This is a genomic window from Dactylosporangium sp. CA-233914 (genome assembly GCF_050942935.1).
Lineage (GTDB): Bacteria > Actinomycetota > Actinomycetes > Mycobacteriales > Micromonosporaceae > Dactylosporangium.
In genome coordinates this window covers 8,589,655-8,609,637 of record NZ_CP192030.1, presented here as the reverse complement: position 1 = coordinate 8,609,637, position 19,983 = coordinate 8,589,655, and the positions used below count along the sequence as shown (strand labels likewise).

The window sequence follows — 19,983 nt, the reverse complement described above, 5'->3', positions numbered from 1 at the left end:
GCCGGGTCGTGCCCGACCGGAACTTCGCCAGGGCCGGGCCGCCCACCACGGCCATGCCCACCACGGCCACGCTCGCCGCAGCGGGGTCCTCGGCGACGTTGCCGCGTCGGTGCGACGGGTGGTCAGATCGCGCCGCGGCGAGGGTCGTCGGGCAGCCGGTCGCCCGGGCGGACCAGGCCGTTCTGGTAGGCCAGCACCACCAGCTGCGCGCGGTCCCGGACGGCGAGTTTGGTCATGGCCCGGTTCACGTGGGTCTTCGCGGTCAGCGGCGACAGGAACAGCCGGGCGGCGATCTCCTCGTTGGACAGCCCGTGCGCGGCCAGGACCATGATCTCCCGCTCCCGGTCGGTGAGCTGGTCCAGGCCGGCCGACACCTGCGGCGCGGGCGGTCGGAGGTTGGCCAGGAACCGGGCGACGAGCCCGCGGGTCGCGGCGGGGGACAGCAGCGCGTCACCGGCGGCGACCACCCGGATCGCGGCGAGGAGATCGTCCGGTGCCACGCTCTTGCCCAGGAAGCCGCTCGCGCCCGCCTGCAGTGCGAGGACCACGTTGTCGTCGTCCTCGAACGTGGTCAGCACCAGCACCCGCACCCCGGCCAGGCCGTCGTCGGCGCAGATGCGCCGGGTCGCCTCCAGCCCGTCGACGCCCGGCATCCGGATGTCCATGAGCACCACGTCGGCGCGCTGGCTGCGGGCGAGGTCGACGGCCTCCCGGCCGTCGGACGCCTCGGCGACGACCTGCATCCCGTCCTCGGCATCGATGATCATTTTGAAGCCGGCGCGGATGAGCGCCTGGTCGTCGGCGAGCAACAAACGGATCGTCACGGCTGCTGGTCTCCTTCCCCACCGGTGCCGGTGGTGTCGTCGAGGTACCCGATGCCCGGGTCGTGGACCGGCAGGGTCGCCCGGACCCGGAACCGGCCGTCGGGGGCGAGGCCGGTGGTGACGGTACCGCGCGCGACGGCGGCCCGTTCCCGCATGCCGATCAGCCCGAACCCGGAGCCGCCCGCTCCGGCGGGCCAGGACCGGCCGATCCGGTTGGTCACCTCGACCGTGACCGTCTCGGCGGTCCAGGCGATCGTCAGTTCGGCGGCGCCGTCGCCGTAGCGGTGGGCGTTGGTCAGCGCCTCCTGCACGATGCGGTACGCGGCCAGGTCCACGATCGCCGGCAACGGCCGTGCGTCGCCGGCGGTGCGGGCGGCGACCGCGAAACCGGTCGCGGTCAGGTTGGCCATCAGGTCCGGGACGCGGTCCAGGCCCGGGGTCGGCTCGGTGCTGTCAGTCTCACCGGGCTCACGCAGCACCCCGATCACGGACCTGATCTCGCGCAACACGGTGTCGGAGGCCTGCCGGATGTGCTCCAGCACCGGCCACACCAGGTCCGGGTCCTTGCGCAGCACGTGCCCGGCCGCGCCGGCCTGCACGTTGATGACCGCGATGTGGTGTGCGACCACGTCGTGCAGTTCGCGGGCGATCCGCAGCCGCTCGTCCATCACCCGCCGGCGGGCCTCGTCCTCACGGGTCTGCTCGGCCTGCTGGGCCCGCTCGGTCACCTCCGCGATGTAGGCGCGCCGGTTGCGCGCCGCGTCTCCGACCGCGGCGCCGCCGTAGATCCACGCGAGCAGCCCGAACGTGTCCAGCCGCCACCAGTCCCGGGCGTCGACCAGCATTCCCGCGACGAACAGGGCGCCGGCGACACCGAGCGCGAGTGCCCACGACCGGACCCAGTCGGTGTCGCGGACGACGGCGTATATCAACACGCCGAGCGTGAGCGTCAGCGTCGCGGCCGGCGCCCTGGCGATGATGGCGGCCAGCGTCACGGCGGTCCCGACCAGCAGCGCCGGGATCGGCCACCGCCGCCGCGCCAGCACGCACGCGACGCTCACCACGGCGGCCGCGACCGCCCGGGCGTGGCTGACCGGCCACTCGACCTGCGCCACCACCGATGCGATCAAGCCCACGAACAGCAGGTCCACCAGCCACTGCTGAACGCGGGCCAGCCGGTTGCGGTTCGGGTAGGACGCGTTTGATCGCATCTTCACGACGGTAGGCCAGACCTGTGCGGTGTGCCGTCGTACGCCCGCAGTAGCGAGGCGGCGGCGCGGTTACTGCGACCGTGGTAGCCGGTGCCTGCGTGCGGACGACGATCCGCGCTGCGATCACGGCGATCGTGGAGCCCGTACTCGTTGCATCCGACGATCATGCGAAGGACTGCTCCTGTGGCGACCTTGTTGTACCGGCTCGGCCGGTTCTCGTTCCGGCAGCGCCGCCTGGTGGCCGTGCTGTGGCTCGCCTTGCTCATCGCGTTCGGCGTCGGCGCCGCGAAGCTCTCCGGGCCGCTGAGCGACACGCTGTCCATCCCCGGCACCGAGTCGTTGCAGGCGATGGACGTCATCAAGTCGAAGATGGGCGGCGACTCCGGCGACGGCGCCACCGCGAAGGTTGTGTTCACCGTCTCCGGCGACGCGAAGCTCACCGACCCCGCCCAGCAGGCGGCGGTCGAGCGGGCCGTCGCCGAGCTGGCCAAGGCGCCGAAGGTCACCGGGGTCGTCGACCCGTTCCAGGCCAAGACCGTCTCCCAGGACGCACGAACCGCATACGCCACCGTCGCCTACGACGTGAAGCTCGACGATGTCGGCACCGCCGACCGCGACGCACTCATCGCGGCCGGCCGCACCGGCCAGACCGACGGCGTCCAGGTGGAGTTCAGCGGTGCGGTCACCCAGGGGACCGCCGAGGGCGGCGGCACCGAGTTGCTCGGCGTGGCCATCGCCGCGCTCGTGCTCGCCATCACCTTCGGCGCCATGGTCGCCGCCGGCCTGCCGCTGCTCACCGCAGTGCTCGGCGTCGCCGTCGGCATGCTCGGCATCCAGATCGCCACCGGCTTCTTCGACCTCAACGCCTCCACCTCGGCGCTGACCACGATGCTCGGCCTCGCCGTCGGCATCGACTACGCCCTGTTCGTCGTCTCCCGTTACCGCCACGAGCTGGCCGCCGGCCGCGACGGCGAGGAAGCCGCCGGCCGCGCCGTGGGCACCGCCGGTTCCGCGGTCGTCTTCGCCGGCCTCACGGTGATCATCGCCCTGGCCGCGCTGTCCGTCGTCGGCATCCCGTTCCTGACCTCCATGGGCATCGCCGCCGCCGGCACCGTCGCCGTCGCCGTGCTCATCACCCTGTCGCTGCTGCCCGCCCTGCTCGGCTTCGCCGGCCGGCGCATCCTCACCAAGCGCCAGCGCGCCGCAGCCGCCAGCCACGCGCGGTCGGCCAAGACCCCGTTCGGTGAGCGGTGGGGCCGCCTCGTGCTCCGCCACCGCATCCCCGTGCTCGTACTGTCCCTCGGCGCCGCGCTGCTCATCGCCGTGCCCGCCATGAGCCTGAAGCTCTCGCTGCCCGACGACAGCACCGCCAGCCCCACCAGCACCCAGCGCAAGGCGTACGACCAGCTCGCCGCGGGCTTCGGGCCCGGCTTCCAGGGCCCGCTGGTCATCGTCGTGGAAGCCGGCGCGGGGAAGGCGCAGGCCGCCGCCGCCCAGGCGGGGCAGACCATCGCCAAACTCGACGGCGTCGTCGCGGTCACCCCGCCGAACGTCAACCAGGCCGGTGACACCGCCATCCTCACCGTCATCCCCGCCAGCGCCCCCACCGCGGACGCCACCAAGGACCTCGTCGCCGCCATCCGCGACCACGAGGCACAGATCAGGACCGACACCGGCGCCACCATCGCCGTCACCGGCACCACCGCGCTGAACATCGACGTGTCCAACAAGCTCGTCGGCGCGGTCGCGCCCTACCTCGCCGTCGTCGTCGGGCTCGCGTTCATCCTGCTCCTGCTCGTCTTCCGCAGCATCCTCGTGCCGCTGAAGGCTACCCTCGGGTTCCTGCTGTCCGTCGCCGCGACGTTCGGCGCTCTCGTCGCGGTCTTCCAGTGGGGCTGGCTCGCCGACGTCTTCGGTCTCACCAGCACCGGCCCGATCATGTCCCTGATGCCGATCTTCCTCGTCGGCATCCTCTTCGGGCTCGCCATGGACTACGAGGTCTTCCTCGTCACCCGCACCCGCGAGGAGTACGTCCACGGCGCCGCGCCGGACGACGCGATCGTCACCGGCATGCGGCACGGCGCCCGCGTCGTCACCGCCGCCGCGCTCATCATGATCTCGGTCTTCGCCGGGTTCATCTTCACCGACCAGGACATCATCAAGTCCCTCGGCTTCGGGCTCGCCTTCGGCGTGGCCATCGACGCCTTCCTCGTCCGCATGACCATCGTTCCCGCGGTCCTGTCGCTGCTGGGCCGCTCCGCCTGGTGGCTGCCCCGCTGGCTCAACCGGCTCCTGCCCAACGTCGACGTCGAGGGCGAGGGCCTCACCCGCAAACTCGCCGCCGAGCACACCGACCAGACCGACCCGCGACAGCCCGTGAACGTCTGACCCGGCACGGGCCCGGCCACCTGGCCCGGGATGCGCACAATGCGCATCCCGGGCCTGGCCGGCTCCGCCCTCGACGTAGATCTCCGCGCCGGTGATGCAGGTGCTCGCGTCGGAGGCCAGGAAGACCACGCCGTCGGCGGCGACGACGGCCGGACCGCTACGTCATGGTGGTCAGCGAGGGCAACGCCGTGCACGCGGCGGCCGGCCTGGACCGGCCCACCCTGCGGGCCGTCCCGAACCGGCCTTGAGCCGCGGGCGGTCAGACGGTGTAACGGACTCGCCGGGTCGGGCGGAAGGGGCCCATGACCAGGCCCCTCTCGGCGCCGCCGCGGACCGCGAACTGCATGCCGGCCCGCAGCGGGACACCGTAGATGCGCACCGTGCGGCGGGCCTCGTAGAGCGGGGAGAACGGGGGCTCGTAGTAGCAGGTGTCGCCGTGGCGGGGGACGTGGTACCACAGGTCGCCGGTCTGCAGGCAGGTGTCGATCTGGGCCTGGATCGCCAGCGTCGCGGCCGGGTTGGGGTCGCGACGCCACATGTCGGCCACCGCCTGGCAGGCGTGCGGGTCCCGCTTCCAGCGGCTCAGGGTGATGCGGTCCGTCATGCACCAGATGTCGAAGCGGGGGCCGGCCAGTAACGCGGGCATCGCGGCCAGCTGGCCGACGCGGAACCACAGCTCCAGGGCCCGCTTGAGGTTCTGCTCGATGAGCTCGTGCAGGCCCGCGTGGTGGCGGCCGGTGCGCAGGCCGGCCGCGTAGTCCACGGCGGCGGCCGCGGCGGCCGTGTCCTGGTGCAGGCGGTTGACCGCGGATTCGTACTGCGGCGGCACGCCGGGGCGGACCAGGGCGTGCAGGGCCACCTCGACGTGCTCGCGCACCGGGGTCACCGCGGCCTGCAGGGCCGTCAGGTGCTCCGGCGGGCAGATCGCCACCTCCGCCCACGCCGGCAGGGGCGCGGGCAGGGCGGTGTGCATCGCGATGTCGTACTCCGGGTTGGCCCGCGCCTGCCGCGCCCGCGACACCCAGTCGCCGACCGCGGTCAGCCAGGCCGCGGCCTGGTCGAACGTGACCGGGGGGACATAGCCGGCGGTGCCCGGTCGCGCGGCGTAGTCGGCGTCCAGGAACGTCTCGCCGAGGGTCTGCAGGACGAACGCGTTCCACGCCGCGAGCAGCTGGCTCGCCGCGGCCGGGGGCGCGCTCCACAGGGTCGGCAGGCGCTCGCGCAGCTCGTCGGCGGCCAGGATCTCGTCATACGCCGCCCGGCCGGCCGAGCGCAGCGCCTCCAGGTAGACCGTGTCCCGCTCCCCGGCCAGGCCCGCGCGCAGACGCGTCAGGAAGCTGGGCTGGTGGGGTTCGGACATCCCCACAAGGTAATGGGTGGAATCCAGATCAGCTGGCCTGCGCGGACGGGGTGTCGACCTCGGCGAGCTCGCTCATGTCGACGCCGGCCTGCGCCAGCAGCTCGGCGACCCGGCCGATCGTCAGAAAGTCGACGACGTTCTCGCCGTGGATCAGCCGGTACCACCGGGAGCCGCTCGGGTGCCGCACGACCTCGACCCGCCAGTCGCCGCCGGGTGTCTGCATCGCGCCGATGACCTTCACGCAGCGAGGCTACTTGCCCCGCTGAGCAGTACAAAGGCTAGATCCACAAGTACACCCGGGTAATTTGGCGGTGTGGAAGGGCCGTGACGGGTTCGAGGGCGCGCAGGCTCAGGCGACGGAGGTCAGGGTCGCTTCCCGCCCGGGCTCGCGGACCTTGCGGGCGTCCAGCGCGAAGCTCAGCCCGGCCAGCGCGAAGCCGATCACGCCGAGCGCGACGCCCACCCAGCTCGGCGCGATGTAGCCCCAGCCGGCCGCGATGACCAGGCCACCCAGCGCCGCGCCGAGGCTGTTGGCGATGTTCATCGCCGACTGGTTCACCGCCGCGCCCATGAGCTGGGCGCCCGGTGCGACCCCGATCAGGCGGGACTGCATCGCGGGGCCGAGGAACAGCCCGGCGGCGCCGATGAGGAAGGCGCCCGCGAACAGCGTGTAGCGGTTGTGGGCCAGCACCGCGAAGGCGGCCATGCTGACGATGAAGATCACGAAGCCGGTGAGCAGGCTGCGGCGCAGGTTGCGGTCGGAGGCCCAGCCGCCCAGGGCGTTGCCGACCGTCATGCCGAGCCCGACCGCGACCAGCACCCACGGCACGGCGCCCTCGGACAGGCCGGCGACGTGCGTGGTCACGGGGGCGATGTAGCTGTCGATGGCGAAGAAGCCGCCGAAGCCGGCCGCGGCCGTGACGGCCACCAGCCAGACCTGCGGCTTGCGGAACGCGCGCAGTTCGGCCCGCGGTGAGCCGGCCGGGTCGGCGGGGGTGGCCGGGACGGTCATCGCGACGAAGACGAGGGTGAGGGCGAACATCGCGGCGATCGCGAGGTACGCCGGCCGCCAGCCCGCCGCCTGGCCCAGCCGCGTGATGACGGGCACGCCGACGACGTTGGCGGCGGTCAGGCCGCCCAGCACCGCGGCGAAGCCCTTGGCCTGGCTGCCGGGGCCGAGGATCGAGGCCGCGAGGAGGCCGGCGGCGCCGAAGTAGGCGCCGTGGGGCAGGGCGGCCACGAAGCGCGCGACGAGGACCAGCCAGAACCCGGGGGCGAGCGCGGAGGCGACGGTGCCGAAGGTGAAGAGCCCGAGCAGCCCCACGACCAGTGTCTTGCGGGGCAGGCGGGCGGTCAGCGCCGCGATCGTGGGCGCCCCTACGACCACGCCCAGCGCGTAGGCGGTGATCATCCAGCCACCGTGCGCCACGGCCCGGGCGGGCGATTCGGAGTACAGCTGCGGAAGAAGATCCTGCGAGATGTCCGGGAGCAGCCCCATGGCCACGAACTCGGTCAGGCCGATGCCGAACCCGCCCAGCGACAGGGCCAGCAGCGCGGTCCAGCGGCGGACCGCGGTCAGGTTCTCCATGGCGGCAGTTTAGCAACAGTGTTGCGTTATAGGATGTGGTCATGGACACGCCCGGCGCCGGCCTCGGCTATCTGCGCGAGTACAACGACGCGCTCGTCGTCGGGCTGGCCCGCACGACGCCGCAGTTCGACCGGGCGTCGATCGCCGAGGCGACCGGGCTCACCCCGCAGGCCGTGTCGAAGGTCCTCGCCCGGTTGACCGGTGACGGGCTGATCGAGCCCGCGGGCGTGCGCCGCCGCGGCGTCGGCAAGCCGGCGACGATCTACCGGATCGTGCCGTCGAGCCGATACGCGATCGGCGTGCACGTGGCCCGCACCCGCGTCCGGCTCGTCCTCACCGACCTGCTCGGCACGGTGGTGGCCGGGGCCGGGGCGCCGCTGCCCGCCGACTTCACCCCGGACGAGCTGCTCGACGCCGTCGATGGGGCGCGGGCCGAGCTGCTGCGGCGCCGGCCCGTCGACAAGGCGCGGATCCTCGGGCTCGGGCTCGGCATGGTCGGGCCGCTGGATCACGCCAACGGCATCGTCCGCGACGCCCACCGGCTGCGGCACTGGCACGACGTTGCGCTGCGGGAGATCGCGGAGCGGCGGCTGGCTCTGGCCGTACACCTTGACAAAGACGTGACCGCGGGCGTCACGGCGGAGGCCTGGCGGCGGGGGCGCGAGTTCCGTGACGGCGTGCTCATCATGGTGGAGTCCGGGATCGGTGCCGGCCTGTGGCTCGGCGGGGCCGCCTATCGCGGGGCGCACACCAACGCGGGCGAGTTCGGGCACACCGTGGTGCAGTTCGGCGGGCCCCGGTGCGTGTGCGGGCGGGACGGTTGCCTCGAGGTCCTGCACGACCGGGCGGTGGCCGCCGGCGACGTCCCGCTGGCGGCCCGGCTGCTCGGCGTCGGGGTGGTCAACCTGCTGCAGACCACCGACGTCGGCCACGTCGTGCTGGCGGGCGCGGACCTGCTGCGGCACCGCGAGGTCTACGTGGATGCGGTGGCTTCGGCAGTACGTCATGAGGTGCCCCGCGCCGACTGGCTCACGGTCGACGTGTCCGTGTCGGCGCTGGGCGGCGACGTCATCGCGGCCGGGGCGGCGACGCAGGTGCTCAACGCCGCCTACGGCCCGCCGTCACTGGGCGGCGGCGCCGGCCAGTGAGCTGTGGATCGTGAAGACCAGGTCGAGGCCGGTGATCTGGAAGATCCGCAGCAGCCGCGCGTGCGGGATGACCAGCTCGACCACGCCGGCCGTCTCCGCGAGCCGCTTGTGCACGCTGATCAGCACGCCCAGGGTCGTCGAGTCGAGGAACCCGACGTCGCTCAAGTCCACGACGAGGGTGGACGCGCCGTTGTCGACCAGCTTGTGCAGGTAGGCGCGCAACTGCGGGGCGGTGGCGACGTCCAGCTCACCGCTCGCCGTGACCACGGCGCGCGGCCCGTCGACCGTCGAGGTGACCTCCATCGGCGTTCCGCCCCCTTCGTCGCATGCCGGAGTTTCCGGCATGTCCGTTCGTGCGCTGTTCGTACTTTCGTCCGGGCAAGCATACGTCCGAACGGCCGATTACTCTCGTCCGTACGGGTCCCATGTCAGGTGCTTGCTGAAGCGGACCAGCGTGCCGGTGTCCTCGACCGACACGACGTCGAGCCGCTCCACGACCGCGGCCAGCACGTGCAGGCCACGCCCGTTCTCCTTCAGCCGCGCGGGCTCCCCGTCCGGCTCGGCCGGTTCGACCGCCGCCACCCGCGCGAGGTCGAATCCACCGCCGTCGTCGGTGACCTCGATCACGCACTCGCTGTCGTCAACCGTGACGTCGATGTGGTATGCGCTGGCGAGGCTCGCGTGCGACACCACGTTGCCGCACGCCTCGGTGAGGGCGAGCCGGATGTCGTCGCGGCAGTCCTGGGTCACGCCGGCGCCCGCGAGGGCCCCGTCGAGCGTGCGCCGGGCGTCGCGGACCAGGGCGGCGTCGCGGGGCAGTTCGAGCGAGAACCGCAGGCGCATGTCATGCTCCGGCACGTCTTCCTCCTTCGTTCGCGTCCACGGCGTACCCATCACACGCACACCGAAAACTGTCGTACCCATCGGGCAGGATGCGGGCATGGAGATCCGGGTCGCGCACCACCGCACGAAGACCGCCGCCGCAACCGCCACCGTCGTCGACGTGACCTCCCGCGGCCCCCACCCCTGGGTGCGCTTCAGCCCCTTCTATCCCCACGGCGGCATCCCCGTCCCGCTGAGCCCGGGCGCGACCGGCACCTCGGTCGAGGCGATCTGGCAGGCCCTGAAGGTCTTCGAGACGGCCGACGTCGACCGCGCCCTGCTCACCGCGACCCGCATGACGGGCCTGAAGCGCACAGTCCGCCGGCACGGCCCGGTCCGCGGCCACCGCGCCGGCCTCGACTCACCCGACCTGCTGGACTATGAGACGGCGCGGCGCCGCATCTACCTGCCGGCCTACCGCCACGTCCTCGACCACCACCTGACCGACGAGCTCGCCCGCCTCCGCAAGCTCGCCGAGTCCGGCCCGGTCGCCCTGCTGGACTACACGACCAACGGCGACGTGAGCGACCTGTCAAAGCCCCTGTCCCACGCGGCCCTGATCCGCCTGCACCTGCTGAACGAGTGGCCCACCGGGTGACTGCGGCCCGGCCCGACCTGAGGAGCGGCTCGATCGCCGCCGATGACAGCCCCAAGCCCGGCCCCGCCGCGCCCGATCGTTCCACGGCAAGTTCCCGCGGCGGACGGTCGTGTGGCCGCCGCGAACGCTGCCCGGCGGCGCCCGCCTTCCCCTACCGACTGGTCGGGCGGCGAGGCGGACCGTGCCCGCCGAGCGCAGCGGCGACAAGGCCACCAGGGACCGCCTTCGTCTGGGGCCGGTTGGGTGGCCGCCGCGAACGCTGCCCGCCGCGAACGATGGCAACCGCGGCCAGCGGCGCCCACCAGCCACGTGTTGTCACGGAGTGCTGGCCGTGTGACCCTCTGTGGGCGTCGTGTTGTTCTCGCGGCTCGGTGCCTGATGTTCGCTGGTCGGCCCCGCCTCGCTATCGACCGCGATGCGCGGCGGCTGCTGGTACGTGTTGTCGTGGTGTGCTGGCCGCGTGACCCTCAGTTGGCGTCGCGTCGTTCTCCGCGCTCGGTGCCTCATGTTCGCTGGTCGGCCCCGCCCTGCCGGCGACCGAGCGCTGGCGGACATCAGCCAACGGCCATCGATTGGCGGGATCAGTTGGCGGTGCTGGTGCGGGTGCCGGTATTGGCACGGGTGCCGGTGCCGCGGGGGCAGGGGCCGTAGCTGATCACGGTGTTCGTGGTGGCGTCCAGGATGACGTACGTGTCGTTCCGGACGATGTTCAGGCGACCGCCGGGGATGGGAGTGCCGGTGCAGTAGCTGGGAAGCGGGACGGGACGGCCCTCGCTGAGCGGTTTCGGCGCCGCCGGGGGGAACGCGGCGGCCAGCCCGAGGGCGAGCAGGACCGCGGCGCGGGTGCCTGGGGCGAGACGGCTCAGTCGCGGCCCCACCCGGCCGCGTGCCTGCGTGCCCGCCGGGAATCCGCCCGTGCCGGCCGCGGATGTGGCCGCCACCAGCAGGCTCGCGACGCCGGTGGCAATCGGACCCGCGGTAGGGGAGTGCTGGCCCGCGGCGGCGTCCGTGCGAGGTTCACCCGCTGGAGGCGGGAACACGGCGAGACGGCCGAGGTCGATGACCGGTCCCGACGGGGCGTCGACGTCCGCGGTCGCGGGATCGGCCTGGGTCAGGTCGAGTGGGTGGTGGCCGTCGCGCATCGGGTCCATTGTTCTTCACGGTAACGCCGCGCCACGCACCACGCTCGATCCGTTCGCCGGGCCGGTCACTGGGAGAACTCGCAGATCACGGCGGCCGGGGTGGCTGTGTATGTGTCCTGGGCGGCCGGTGAGCAAAAGGCCTGGGGCCCGGCGGGGCTCGTGCAAGCCTTGGAGTGTCAGGCCCGCCTTCAGGGCGGCCGTCGGGTGTCACGACGCCGGCCGCGCCGCCAAGATGCTGTGACATGGCCGTCGTAGGTCGTGGACCAGATGCGGTAGCCCGAGACCGTGTCGATGTCGGCCGGTGGCTCGCCCGGGTGGGAGGTCCGCGTCCAGGATCGTGCCGGTCTCGCTCAGGCGGGCCCTGACGTTCGGCTCGGTGAAGCTGGGGTCGGCGGAGGCGCGTAGGAGGGCGGCGCCGGTACGCCATGCGGGGACGGTACGGAAAGACCGACACAAGGTGTCAGGGTTTCGTGGCAGTGTCCCGGGCATGCAGACAGCAGCGAAGAACAGCATGGCGGGGAAGGTGGCGCTCGTCGCGGGGGCGACCCGGGGGGCCGGGCGGCAGATCGCGGTACAGCTCGGGGCGCTCGGGGCGACCGTGTACGCGACCGGGCGGACCACTCGCGCGCAGGCCTCGGAGATCGGGCGGCCCGAGACGATCGAGGAGACCGCCGACCTGGTCACGGCGGCGGGCGGCACGGGGATCGCGATCCAGGCCGACCACCTCGACCCGGAGCGGGTGCGCGAGGTCGTGGCGCGCATCGACGGCGAGCACGGGCGGCTCGACATTCTCGTGAACGACATCTGGGGCGCCGAGGGGATGTTCGCCTGGGACAAGAAGCTGTGGGACGACGACCTGGAGCGCGGGCGGCGGCTGTTGCGGCTCGCCGTCGACACGCACATCAACACCAGTCACGCCGCGCTGCCGCTGCTGGTGCGCAAGCCCGGCGGGCTGGTCGTCGAGGTGAGCGACGGGACCGCGGACTACAACCGGGACCGGTACCGGGTGTCGTTCTTCTACGACCTGGCCAAGGCGAGCGTGACGCGGATGGCGTTCGCGCTGTCGCAGGAGCTGCCGGAGTTCGGCGGCACGGCCGTGTCGGTCACGCCGGGGTTCCTGCGCTCGGAGCTGATGCTCGACCACTTCGGGGTCACCGAGGCGACCTGGCGCGACGGGATCGCCAAGGACCCACACTTCGCGATGTCCGAGACGCCGGTGTACCTCGGGCGGGGCGTCGCGGCCCTCGCCGCCGACCCGGACCGGGCGCGCTTCAACGGGCGGTCGCTGTCCAGTGCCGACCTGGCCGCGCAGTACGGGGTCACGGACGCCGACGGCAGCCGGCCGGACTTCTGGCGGTACGAGACCGACGTCATCGGCGCCGGGAAGGACGCGCCCGCCGAGGACTACCGTTAGGCGGTGCGCGCGTCCCGGCTGATCTCCATCGTGCTGCTGCTGCAGGCCGGCGGATCGCGGACCGCGGCGGAGCTGGCCGAGGCCCTCGAGGTCTCCGAGCGCACGATCTACCGCGACATCCTCGCGCTGTCGGCCGCGGGCGTGCCGGTCTACGCCGAGCAGGGGCGGGCCGGCGGCTACCGGCTGCTGGACGGATACCGCACGAAGCTCAACGGCCTCAGCCCGGCCGAGGCGGAGGCGCTGTTCCTGTCCGGGCTGCCGGGGCCGGCCCGCGACATGGGGCTCGGGGAGGCGCTCGCCGCCGCGCAGCTGAAGGTCGCGGCGGCGCTGCCCGAGTCGCTGCGGGCGGCCTCGGCGCGGGCGCGGCAGCGCTTCCACCTCGACGCGCCGGGGTGGTTCCGCGACGCCGAGCCGCCGCCGCTGCTGGGGGAGCTGGCACGGGCCGTGTGGGAGGACCGGATGGTCGCGCTGACCTACGCCCGGGGCGGCACCGAGGTGACGCGACACGTGGCGCCGCTCGGGCTCGTGCTCAAGAACGGGGTCTGGTACCTCGTGGGCCGCGTCGGCGACGCCCCGCGCACCTACCGCGTGGACCGGGTGCGGGCCGCCGCGGTCGGCGACGAGCGGTTCGGCCGCGACGAGGGGTTCGACCTGCCGTCGTTCTGGGCGCAGCGGGCCGCGGAGTTCGAGCGGGCGGTCCTGCGGGAGAGCGTCACCGTGCGGCTCAGCCCGCAGGGGCTGGGGACGCTGCGGTACCACGTCGAGGCGGTCGCCTACCGGGCCGCCCTCGACGGGGCCGGCCCGCCCGGCGCCGACGGCTGGGTGACCGTCGCGCTGCCGGTCGAGTCGGTCCCCGTCGCCTACACCCAGCTGCTCGCGCTGGGCCCGGACGCCGAGGTGATCGCCCCGGCCGAGCTGCGGGAGCTGATCGTCGGGGCGGCCGAGCGGACCGCGGCGCTGTACCGGCGCCGGTAGGAGGCCGCGGCGACGAGCAGCGCCCAGCCGTAGCCGCCGGCCGCGAGCGCTCCCGGGCTCACGGTGCCCAGCAGCAGGAGCGTGCCCGTGCCGTACACCGTGAGCAGCCCCGCCGCGGCCCACACCCCGGCCAGGGGGATCCCCACCGGCGCGGGCCGGATGAGTCTCAGCATCAGCGACCAGGCGGCCAGGGCCGCGCCGAGCACGACCGCCAAGCCGTACCACGGCAGCCGGAACCCGTCCACGAGGAACGGCACCACCGCAAGGCAGCCCGCGTACGCGTACCACCGTACAACCTTCGATGCACCCGCCATGGTGACCAGGGTCCCGCCGGTCGATGAGACCAGGCTGAGCGAACCTGTGGATCACTCAGCTTCCTGTCCATCACTCAGATTGGGCGTCGATGATGCGGTCGAGAAACGCGTCGAGCTTGCCGCCCAGCCGGGCGGTCTGCTCCTCGACGCTGAGCGTCTCGTCCAGCCTTCCGCCCGTGCTCGGGCGCCGTAGCCCGCGCACGTACAGCGAGCAGCCCAGGTCGGAGCAGAGGTAGACGCCCACGGAGTCGCCGTTGCGCCCCGCCTTGCCGGTGCGCCGCCCGGTCATCAGGGAGACACCGCTGCCCGGATGCACCGTCAGGCACAGGGAGCACATGCCGCGGTGCAGGTATCGCCGTTGCTGCTGCGCCACCCGCAGCGACAGCGCGACGAGCCGTCCGCCATGCTGGGTGGCGACGTAGGCGCGGTCGGGGGCGCCCGGGTCGCGCCAGCCCAGGAAGTCCAGGTCGGCCCAGGGGCGCTCGGCCAGGTCGCGGGGGACGTGGGCGCGCTGGGCCTCGCCCTTGGAGCAGTTGACGAAGGCGGCCCGGATCTCGGGTTCGGTCAATGGTCGCACGCCACCGACGGTACGGCTCCCTAATGCTATTAGGCAAAGCATTAACTGGCTTAGGCTGCCGGCGGCCTCCGTGTGACGACCGCCACGGCTCTGATCGTCCCTGATCCGGGATATTGTCCCGGATATGGGAGACGACCTCGAGGTCCGGCTCGCCGGGCGCCTCGCCGAGCTGCGCACCGAGCGCGGCTGGTCGCTCGACGAGCTGGCCCGGCGCGCGGACGTGAGCCGCTCGACGCTGTCGCGGCTGGAGCGCGGGGAGATCAGCCCGACCGCGGCGCTGCTGGGGCGGCTCTGCGCCGCCTACGGCCGGCCGATGTCCCGGCTGCTGGCGGAGGTCGAGCCGGAGCCGCCGCAGCTGGTGCGGGCCGGGCAGCAGCCGGTGTGGCGGGACCGGGAGACCGGGTTCACCCGCCGCTCGGTGTCCCCGCCCCACCCCGGGCTGCGCGGCGAGGTCGTCGAGGCGCGGCTGGCGCCCGGCGCCGACATCGCCTACGACGAGCCGCCGGTCGCCGGGCTGGAGCACCACCTGTGGGTCATCGGCGGCGGGCTGGAGCTCACCGTCGAGGGCACCACGCACGTGCTCGGGGTCGGTGACTGTCTGCGATACCGGCTGTGGGGCCCCAGCCGCTTCGTCAACCCCGGCCCGGAGGCGGCCCACTACGTCCTGCTCATCGTGCTGCCCTGAGGAGCCGCGTTGCCCACGATCACCAGGCTCACCCCGCGGTCGTACCCCGGCCACGTCGACCGCCTCGCCGACGTCCTCGCCGACGTGGTCGCGCACGGTGCCTCCGTTGGCTTCCGCGCCCCGTTCGGCCCCGGCGACGCCGCCGCGTGGTGGCGCAACCGCGAATCCGCCGTGCGTGACGGCAGCCTCAACGTCTGGGTCGCCGAGGACGGCGGGGACCTCCTCGGCACCGTGAGCCTCGCGCTGGAGGCCAAGCCCAACGGCCGCCACCGCGCCGAGGTCCTCAAGCTCATGGTGCACAGCCGGGCCCGCGGCCGCGGCGTGGGCCGGGCGCTGCTGGGCACGGCCGAGGTGGCCGCCGCCGGCGCCGGGGCGACGCTGCTGCTGCTCGACACCGCCACCGGCAGCCCGGCCGAGCGGCTCTACGAGACGGCGGGTTGGATACGCTACGGCATCGTGCCCGACTACGCCGCCGACCCGGACGGAACCCTCGAGGACTGCAGCTTCTTCTACAAGCGCCTGGAGCCGTGACATGGAGGTCGACGAGACCGTTCTGGCCGGCCCGCCGCTGGGAGGAACGCAGCTGTGGCAGGCGCTGGTGGACCATGCGCGGCCGTCGCTGCGCCTCACGCCCGGCCCCGGCCCGTCCTGGCTCGGCGGTGAGCCGCGCACCGGTCCCGGCTTCGCCTGGCCGCACACCCCCGACGGCCGGCCGCTGCGGTTCCTCGCAGGCATCGCCGCCGACGAGCTCGCCCCGGACACGGTGCTGAACTTCTTCTACGACGTCGATGGGCTCGACCCGCACTGGCACGTGCATCCCGGCCCGCCGGGTCCAGGCACCGGAATCCCGCACGCCGCGACCCGGGTGCTCACGGTGCCGGAGCGCTGGGAGGAGCCGGTCCACGCGCTGTGGCAGGCCCGGCCGGGCGAGGCCAACCAGGTGTACCGCCGGATCGCCCGCCGCACCGACGGCCCCCTGCACCGGGTCCTCGGCTGGTCGGACCCGCTGCAGGAGCCGATGCACGAGCCCGGCTGGCAGCTGCTGCTCCAGCTCGACAGCGACCCCGGGGCCGGCTGGGAGTTCGCCGACGCCGGGACCCTGTACTTCTGGATCCGCGACGAGGACCTCGCCGCCCGCGACTTCAGCCGCGTGCGAGCCGAGGGCCAGAGCCACTGAGCCCGGCGCCGCGGCCCCGCAGCGGCAGCAGGCCGGCGAGGAGCAGGGCGGCGGCGACCGGGATCAGATCGAGCGTCACGGCGATCATGAGGAACGCGAACAGCACCGCGACCGGGCTCCAGGCCGGCAGCCGGTGCGCGCGGACCAGCTGGACCAGCAGCGTCAGCAGGCCGAGCTGAAACACGGCCGGGCCGAGCACCTGAAGCGGGCCCGCCAGCGGCGCCGCGTCGGCGAACGACGGCGCCAGGTCCCCCGCGATGACCCACAGGAACGACACCATCCCCGCGAGGGTGCCGATCACGGCCAGGTTCGCCGCGAGCCGGTTGCGGAAGTCGCGGAACGGCAGCATCCTGCGGCCGCCGACGGCGAGCCCGCCCAGCAGCAGCATCGCGGCGAAGAACATGACGTGGCCCGTGTTCCACATCCAGGCGCCCTTGTCGTGGCGGCCGTCGAGGCCGTCGATGAGCCGCAGCGCGCCGTAGCCGAACAGCAGCACCGGCGCCGCGAGGGCGCTGGTGCGCACGAGAGGCGAAGAGGTCATGCCACGAGCGTCGTCGCCGGCGCCGATGCGGACATCCGGGCAGAACCCCGGCCGTACCCGGAGGTCCGCCCCAGCCGGAACCCCGAGCGCGCCGCGATCCCGGCCCACGCGAGGACCACGCCGGGAGCGCGAAGACGCGAGCGTGTCTTCACCCACGCGTCGAAGACGGCCGGCCGAATTCGACGGCGATCTCGTGGAGAAGCTGGTCGCACCAGGCGGCGAACGGGGCCCGGTCGCCGCGGACGGGGTGAACGCGGTTGCTCAGCACCACGACTCCGTACCCGCGGCCCGGTTCGAACCAGATGCGGTTGCCGACGAACCCGGAGGCGCCGTAACCGTCGTGGCCGGCCTGCGGGCCGCCGATCCCGCGGGCCGGGTGCAGCCACCAGCCGGCCGCGAACCGCTCGTTGCCGCTCTCGGCCAGACACGGCGGCGCCGGGCCGAACTGGGCCCGGGCCTTCGCCACGACCAGGTCGAGGGTGCCGAACGCGCCCGCGTGCCCGCCGTAACCGCCCATCGCCGCCGCGTTCTCGTCGTGCACCTCGCCGCAGATCAGGCGGCCGCGCCACGGGCAGTCCTCGGTCGCCACCGCCGGCGCGACCGGCCCGCCCATCCGCAGCCCGCCGCCGTCGAGCGGCCGGCCGGTGAGGTCCTCGACCATCGCGCCGAGGATGATGTACCCGAGGTCGCTGTACACCGGCCGCGGGTGCGAGGGCACCGTGTCCAGGGCCGCGTCCACGATCGCCGCTGCGCGCAGCGTCTCGTAGAACCTCGCCGTGGCCGGCAGCCCCGAGCGGTGCGCGAGCAGGTCGTCGATGCTCGCGCCGCCGGCCGCCCGCCCGGCCGCCCGCGCCCACAGCCGAGCGATCGGGCGGTCCCTGGGCAACCCGAGGCCGAGGACGTTCGGCAGCGTCACCAGTACCTTCGTGAGACTGGCGAGGTCCCACCAGCACTCGTCGGTGACCGGCCGTCCGGTCGTCAGGTCGGCGACGCCGTGCACCTGCCGGGCCAGGACCCGCTCCCGGTCGAAGACGGCCACCGCGACCGCCGGCATCGGGGCGCTATCGAGGCGCATGGCCGGTGACCGCTTCGTGCAGGGCCCGGGCCGCCCGGATCGCCGAACGGATCTCCTGCAGATAGCGGTCGGCGCCGGACGCCCCGGGCGGCTGGGGTGTCGTGGCCCGTCGCGGATCGAACCCGACGGTGTCGATGCCGCAGCGGTACCGCAAAGCCAGGATCCGGATCGCGTCGCAGTGCTGGAACGGCACGTAGATCGGCGAGGTCACCACCAGGATGCGCTCGTCCGGCCGCGGGTTGGCGCGGGCCGCCCAGTGCTCATAGGTGTCCGCGGTGTTCGCCCGCGGCGCCCCGGGATCCCGCGGCGGAGCGACCGACACGTCCGGCTCCAGGCCCTGCAGTCGCAGGCCCGCGGCCAGGGCGTCGGCCTCCGTGGCGCAGCCCTCGACGCCCGGCACCACGCGCTCCTCGGGCCCCAGCGGGCGCAGGCTGCCCAGCGCCGTGATCGTGCCGAACGCCCGGGTCGCGGCCAGGTGTGCGGCGTGCTCGGTGCGCTGCAGGCAGGCGCGGGCCATGCCGCCGAGGACGAGCACGTGCGCGTACTGCTCCTGCGGCGGGTCGATCGCGCCGGTCAACCCGAGGTCCCCGGCGGCGGCGAGGGCCGCGGCGGCCAGGCGCGGCGGCAGGTCGACCCGCACCCGGTCCCGCTCGGCGCCGCCGAGGCGGCCGCGGAAGTTCCAGTGCGTGTCGGAGAAGTCGTCGAGCCAGGCCAGCAGCGGGCCGGCCGCGATGTCGGGCTGGTCGCCGCCGAACGCGGCGACCAGCCCACGCATCGCGGGCGAGCCCGCCCAGCGCAGCAGCCGGGCGGGGAGCAGGCCGGGGTCGAGCCCCGGCGGGCAGCCGGCGAGCAGCGGGTCTACTTCTCTTCCTGCAGGTCCGCGTAGACGTTGTAACCGTGGATCCAGGCTACGTTGTCCGCCAGCGAGACCAGGCGCGCATTGCGCTCGTCGGCCGGCGGCCCGTCCGGCAGCTGGAAGCAGGCGGCGTTACCGCGCGAGCCCATCTGGATCTGCCGGGTGCGGGCCTTGCGCAGCTGCTCGTACTTCTGCAGCGCCTCCGCCGTGGCCAGCCCGTCGGCGGACAGGTAGTGCGCGAGCGCGGCGACGTCCTCGATGGCCTGGTTGCTGCCCTGCCCGGCGTGCGGGAGCATCGGGTGCGCGGCGTCGCCGAGCAGGGTGACCCGCTCGGTGCTCCACTTGCGCAGCGGCTCCCGGTCGTACAGCGCCCAGCGCCCGACCTCCTCGACGTTGGACAGCATCGACACGACGGTGTCGTTCCAGCCGTCGAACGCCGCGACCGCCTCGGCCGGCTCGCTCTTCGACGACCACGACTCGAGGGTCCACTCGGGGTCCGGCACGTACGCCACGAAGTTGATCAGCTCGCCGCCGCGGACCGGATAGATCACCAGGTGCCGGCCGGGGCCGAGCATGAAGGTCAGGCCCATCGTGTCGGCGCCGGGGACCTTCTGGGCCGGCACGAGCCCGCGGAAGCAGCTCATCGCCGAGAACACCGGCTCGTCGGGGCCGGTGACGTGATGGCGGATCACGGAGCGCAGCCCGTCGGCGCCGATCACGACGTCGGCCTGGACCTTGCTGCCGTCGGCGAACTCGACCTCGGCGCCGTCCGGCGACTCGTGCACGGCGGCGGCCCGGCGCCCGAGCTGCGGCTCGCCGTCGAAGGCGTCCAGGAGCACCTGGTGCATGTCCCCGCGGTGGATGCCCAGGAACGGGCCGCCGAAGCGCTCGTCGTACCAGTCGCCCATCGGGTGCTCGTAGAAGATGTCGCCGGACTGCCAGTGGTGGAACTGGATGCGCGGGAGATTGCTGGCCGCGGCGCGCACCGCCGGCCCGAGGCCGAGCTCGTCGAGCACGCGCACGCCGTTGCCGCCGAGCGCGATGCCGGCGCCGATCGCGCTCAGCTCGCTCGCCTGGTCGTAGACGTCGACCTGGAAACCCTTGGCCTGCAGGGCGATCGCGGCGGTGAGGCCGCCGATGCCCGATCCGATGACGGCGATGTGCAGCGGTGACGAACCCATCCGGTACTCCACGTATGCGAGGGATGACACAACGAGACGGACAAATG

At 73.5% G+C, this 19,983-nt stretch carries 22 protein-coding genes; 8 read left to right on the top strand and 14 right to left on the bottom strand.

The window, feature by feature from the left end:
- Window positions 1–122: 122 nt before the first annotated feature.
- Both ACQPY0_RS38480 and ACQPY0_RS38475 read right to left on the bottom strand, forming a co-directional pair.
- The gene (locus tag ACQPY0_RS38480; protein WP_432972384.1) at window positions 123–824 is read right to left on the bottom strand and encodes a response regulator; all 702 of its coding nucleotides are present in this window, start codon (window positions 822–824) and stop codon (window positions 123–125) included.
- On the bottom strand, window positions 821–2,035 hold the full coding sequence (locus ACQPY0_RS38475; protein WP_432972381.1) for a sensor histidine kinase: 1,215 nt from the start codon (window positions 2,033–2,035) through the stop codon (window positions 821–823). The genes ACQPY0_RS38480 and ACQPY0_RS38475 overlap by 4 nt, the downstream gene beginning before the upstream one ends.
- Window positions 2,036–2,218: 183 nt before the next feature.
- Here ACQPY0_RS38475 and ACQPY0_RS38470 point away from each other — a divergent pair, with 183 nt between their 5' ends.
- Complete coding sequence (locus ACQPY0_RS38470) at window positions 2,219–4,423, top strand: MMPL family transporter (protein WP_432972378.1); 2,205 nt, start codon at window positions 2,219–2,221, stop codon at window positions 4,421–4,423.
- Window positions 4,424–4,682: 259 nt separating this feature from the next.
- Here ACQPY0_RS38470 and ACQPY0_RS38465 read toward each other — a convergent pair whose 3' ends face one another.
- The 3 genes from ACQPY0_RS38465 to ACQPY0_RS38455 all read right to left on the bottom strand — a co-directional run bounded on the left by ACQPY0_RS38465 (window position 4,683) and on the right by ACQPY0_RS38455 (window position 7,371).
- Window positions 4,683–5,783, bottom strand: coding sequence for a hypothetical protein (locus tag ACQPY0_RS38465; protein WP_432972375.1), 1,101 nt, complete (start codon window positions 5,781–5,783; stop codon window positions 4,683–4,685).
- 28 nt (window positions 5,784–5,811) lie between these two features.
- Window positions 5,812–6,024 (bottom strand): hypothetical protein, encoded by a 213-nt coding sequence (locus ACQPY0_RS38460; RefSeq protein ID WP_432972372.1) that lies wholly within the window; start codon window positions 6,022–6,024, stop codon window positions 5,812–5,814.
- 108 nt (window positions 6,025–6,132) lie between these two features.
- Complete coding sequence (locus ACQPY0_RS38455) at window positions 6,133–7,371, bottom strand: MFS transporter (RefSeq protein WP_432972369.1); 1,239 nt, start codon at window positions 7,369–7,371, stop codon at window positions 6,133–6,135.
- 41 nt (window positions 7,372–7,412) lie between these two features.
- On the opposite strand from ACQPY0_RS38455, the gene ACQPY0_RS38450 reads away from it, so the two are divergent.
- The gene (locus tag ACQPY0_RS38450) at window positions 7,413–8,519 is read left to right on the top strand and encodes an ROK family protein (RefSeq protein WP_432972366.1); all 1,107 of its coding nucleotides are present in this window, start codon (window positions 7,413–7,415) and stop codon (window positions 8,517–8,519) included.
- Here the strand turns inward: ACQPY0_RS38450 and ACQPY0_RS38445 are convergent.
- Both ACQPY0_RS38445 and ACQPY0_RS38440 read right to left on the bottom strand, forming a co-directional pair.
- A complete protein-coding gene (locus ACQPY0_RS38445; protein ID WP_432972363.1) occupies window positions 8,493–8,822 on the bottom strand; it encodes an STAS domain-containing protein in 330 nt (109 codons plus the stop codon). The genes ACQPY0_RS38450 and ACQPY0_RS38445 overlap by 27 nt on opposite strands.
- A gap of 99 nt (window positions 8,823–8,921) precedes the next feature.
- A complete protein-coding gene (locus tag ACQPY0_RS38440; RefSeq protein WP_432972360.1) occupies window positions 8,922–9,377 on the bottom strand; it encodes an ATP-binding protein in 456 nt (151 codons plus the stop codon).
- A gap of 82 nt (window positions 9,378–9,459) precedes the next feature.
- Between ACQPY0_RS38440 and ACQPY0_RS38435 the strand changes: the two genes are divergently transcribed.
- A complete protein-coding gene (locus ACQPY0_RS38435; protein ID WP_432972357.1) occupies window positions 9,460–9,999 on the top strand; it encodes a DUF6939 family protein in 540 nt (179 codons plus the stop codon).
- A 581-nt stretch (window positions 10,000–10,580) separates the two neighbouring features.
- Here ACQPY0_RS38435 and ACQPY0_RS38430 read toward each other — a convergent pair.
- Window positions 10,581–11,150 carry a hypothetical protein gene (locus ACQPY0_RS38430; protein ID WP_432972354.1) on the bottom strand — a complete coding sequence of 190 codons (570 nt, stop codon included), beginning with the start codon at window positions 11,148–11,150 and terminating at the stop codon, window positions 10,581–10,583.
- A 478-nt stretch (window positions 11,151–11,628) separates the two neighbouring features.
- On the opposite strand from ACQPY0_RS38430, the gene ACQPY0_RS38425 reads away from it, so the two are divergent.
- Window positions 11,629–12,555 carry an SDR family oxidoreductase gene (locus tag ACQPY0_RS38425; protein WP_432972351.1) on the top strand — a complete coding sequence of 309 codons (927 nt, stop codon included), beginning with the start codon at window positions 11,629–11,631 and terminating at the stop codon, window positions 12,553–12,555.
- A 3-nt stretch (window positions 12,556–12,558) separates the two neighbouring features.
- A complete protein-coding gene (locus tag ACQPY0_RS38420) occupies window positions 12,559–13,530 on the top strand; it encodes a helix-turn-helix transcriptional regulator (protein ID WP_432972348.1) in 972 nt (323 codons plus the stop codon).
- Here ACQPY0_RS38420 and ACQPY0_RS38415 read toward each other — a convergent pair.
- The gene (locus ACQPY0_RS38415) at window positions 13,416–13,844 is read right to left on the bottom strand and encodes a hypothetical protein (RefSeq protein WP_432972345.1); all 429 of its coding nucleotides are present in this window, start codon (window positions 13,842–13,844) and stop codon (window positions 13,416–13,418) included. The two genes, ACQPY0_RS38420 and ACQPY0_RS38415, sit on opposite strands and share 115 nt — an antisense overlap.
- Window positions 13,845–13,914: 70 nt before the next feature.
- The gene (locus ACQPY0_RS38410) at window positions 13,915–14,421 is read right to left on the bottom strand and encodes an FBP domain-containing protein (RefSeq protein ID WP_432972342.1); all 507 of its coding nucleotides are present in this window, start codon (window positions 14,419–14,421) and stop codon (window positions 13,915–13,917) included.
- A 124-nt stretch (window positions 14,422–14,545) separates the two neighbouring features.
- Between ACQPY0_RS38410 and ACQPY0_RS38405 the strand changes: the two genes are divergently transcribed.
- Genes ACQPY0_RS38405 through ACQPY0_RS38395 form a run of 3 tightly spaced genes read left to right on the top strand, consistent with a single transcriptional unit; the run spans window position 14,546 to window position 16,283 of the window.
- Window positions 14,546–15,106, top strand: a complete 561-nt coding sequence (locus tag ACQPY0_RS38405; RefSeq protein WP_432972339.1) for a helix-turn-helix domain-containing protein — start codon at window positions 14,546–14,548, stop codon at window positions 15,104–15,106.
- Window positions 15,107–15,115: 9 nt separating this feature from the next.
- Window positions 15,116–15,637, top strand: coding sequence for an N-acetyltransferase family protein (locus ACQPY0_RS38400; protein ID WP_432972336.1), 522 nt, complete (start codon window positions 15,116–15,118; stop codon window positions 15,635–15,637).
- A 1-nt stretch (window position 15,638) separates the two neighbouring features.
- Entirely contained in the window at window positions 15,639–16,283 is a 645-nt protein-coding gene (locus ACQPY0_RS38395) for a DUF1963 domain-containing protein (protein WP_432972333.1), read from the top strand.
- Here the strand turns inward: ACQPY0_RS38395 and ACQPY0_RS38390 are convergent.
- The 4 genes from ACQPY0_RS38390 to ACQPY0_RS38375 all read right to left on the bottom strand — a co-directional run bounded on the left by ACQPY0_RS38390 (window position 16,249) and on the right by ACQPY0_RS38375 (window position 19,936).
- A complete protein-coding gene (locus ACQPY0_RS38390; RefSeq protein ID WP_432972330.1) occupies window positions 16,249–16,824 on the bottom strand; it encodes a hypothetical protein in 576 nt (191 codons plus the stop codon). The genes ACQPY0_RS38395 and ACQPY0_RS38390 overlap by 35 nt on opposite strands.
- Before the next feature lie 148 nt (window positions 16,825–16,972).
- A complete protein-coding gene (locus ACQPY0_RS38385; RefSeq protein WP_432972327.1) occupies window positions 16,973–17,899 on the bottom strand; it encodes a serine hydrolase domain-containing protein in 927 nt (308 codons plus the stop codon).
- A complete protein-coding gene (locus ACQPY0_RS38380; RefSeq protein WP_432972324.1) occupies window positions 17,886–18,674 on the bottom strand; it encodes a hypothetical protein in 789 nt (262 codons plus the stop codon). The genes ACQPY0_RS38385 and ACQPY0_RS38380 overlap by 14 nt, the downstream gene beginning before the upstream one ends.
- An 83-nt stretch (window positions 18,675–18,757) precedes the next feature.
- Window positions 18,758–19,936 carry an FAD-dependent monooxygenase gene (locus ACQPY0_RS38375; RefSeq protein WP_432972322.1) on the bottom strand — a complete coding sequence of 393 codons (1,179 nt, stop codon included), beginning with the start codon at window positions 19,934–19,936 and terminating at the stop codon, window positions 18,758–18,760.
- Between the last annotated feature and the right edge of the window lie 47 nt (window positions 19,937–19,983).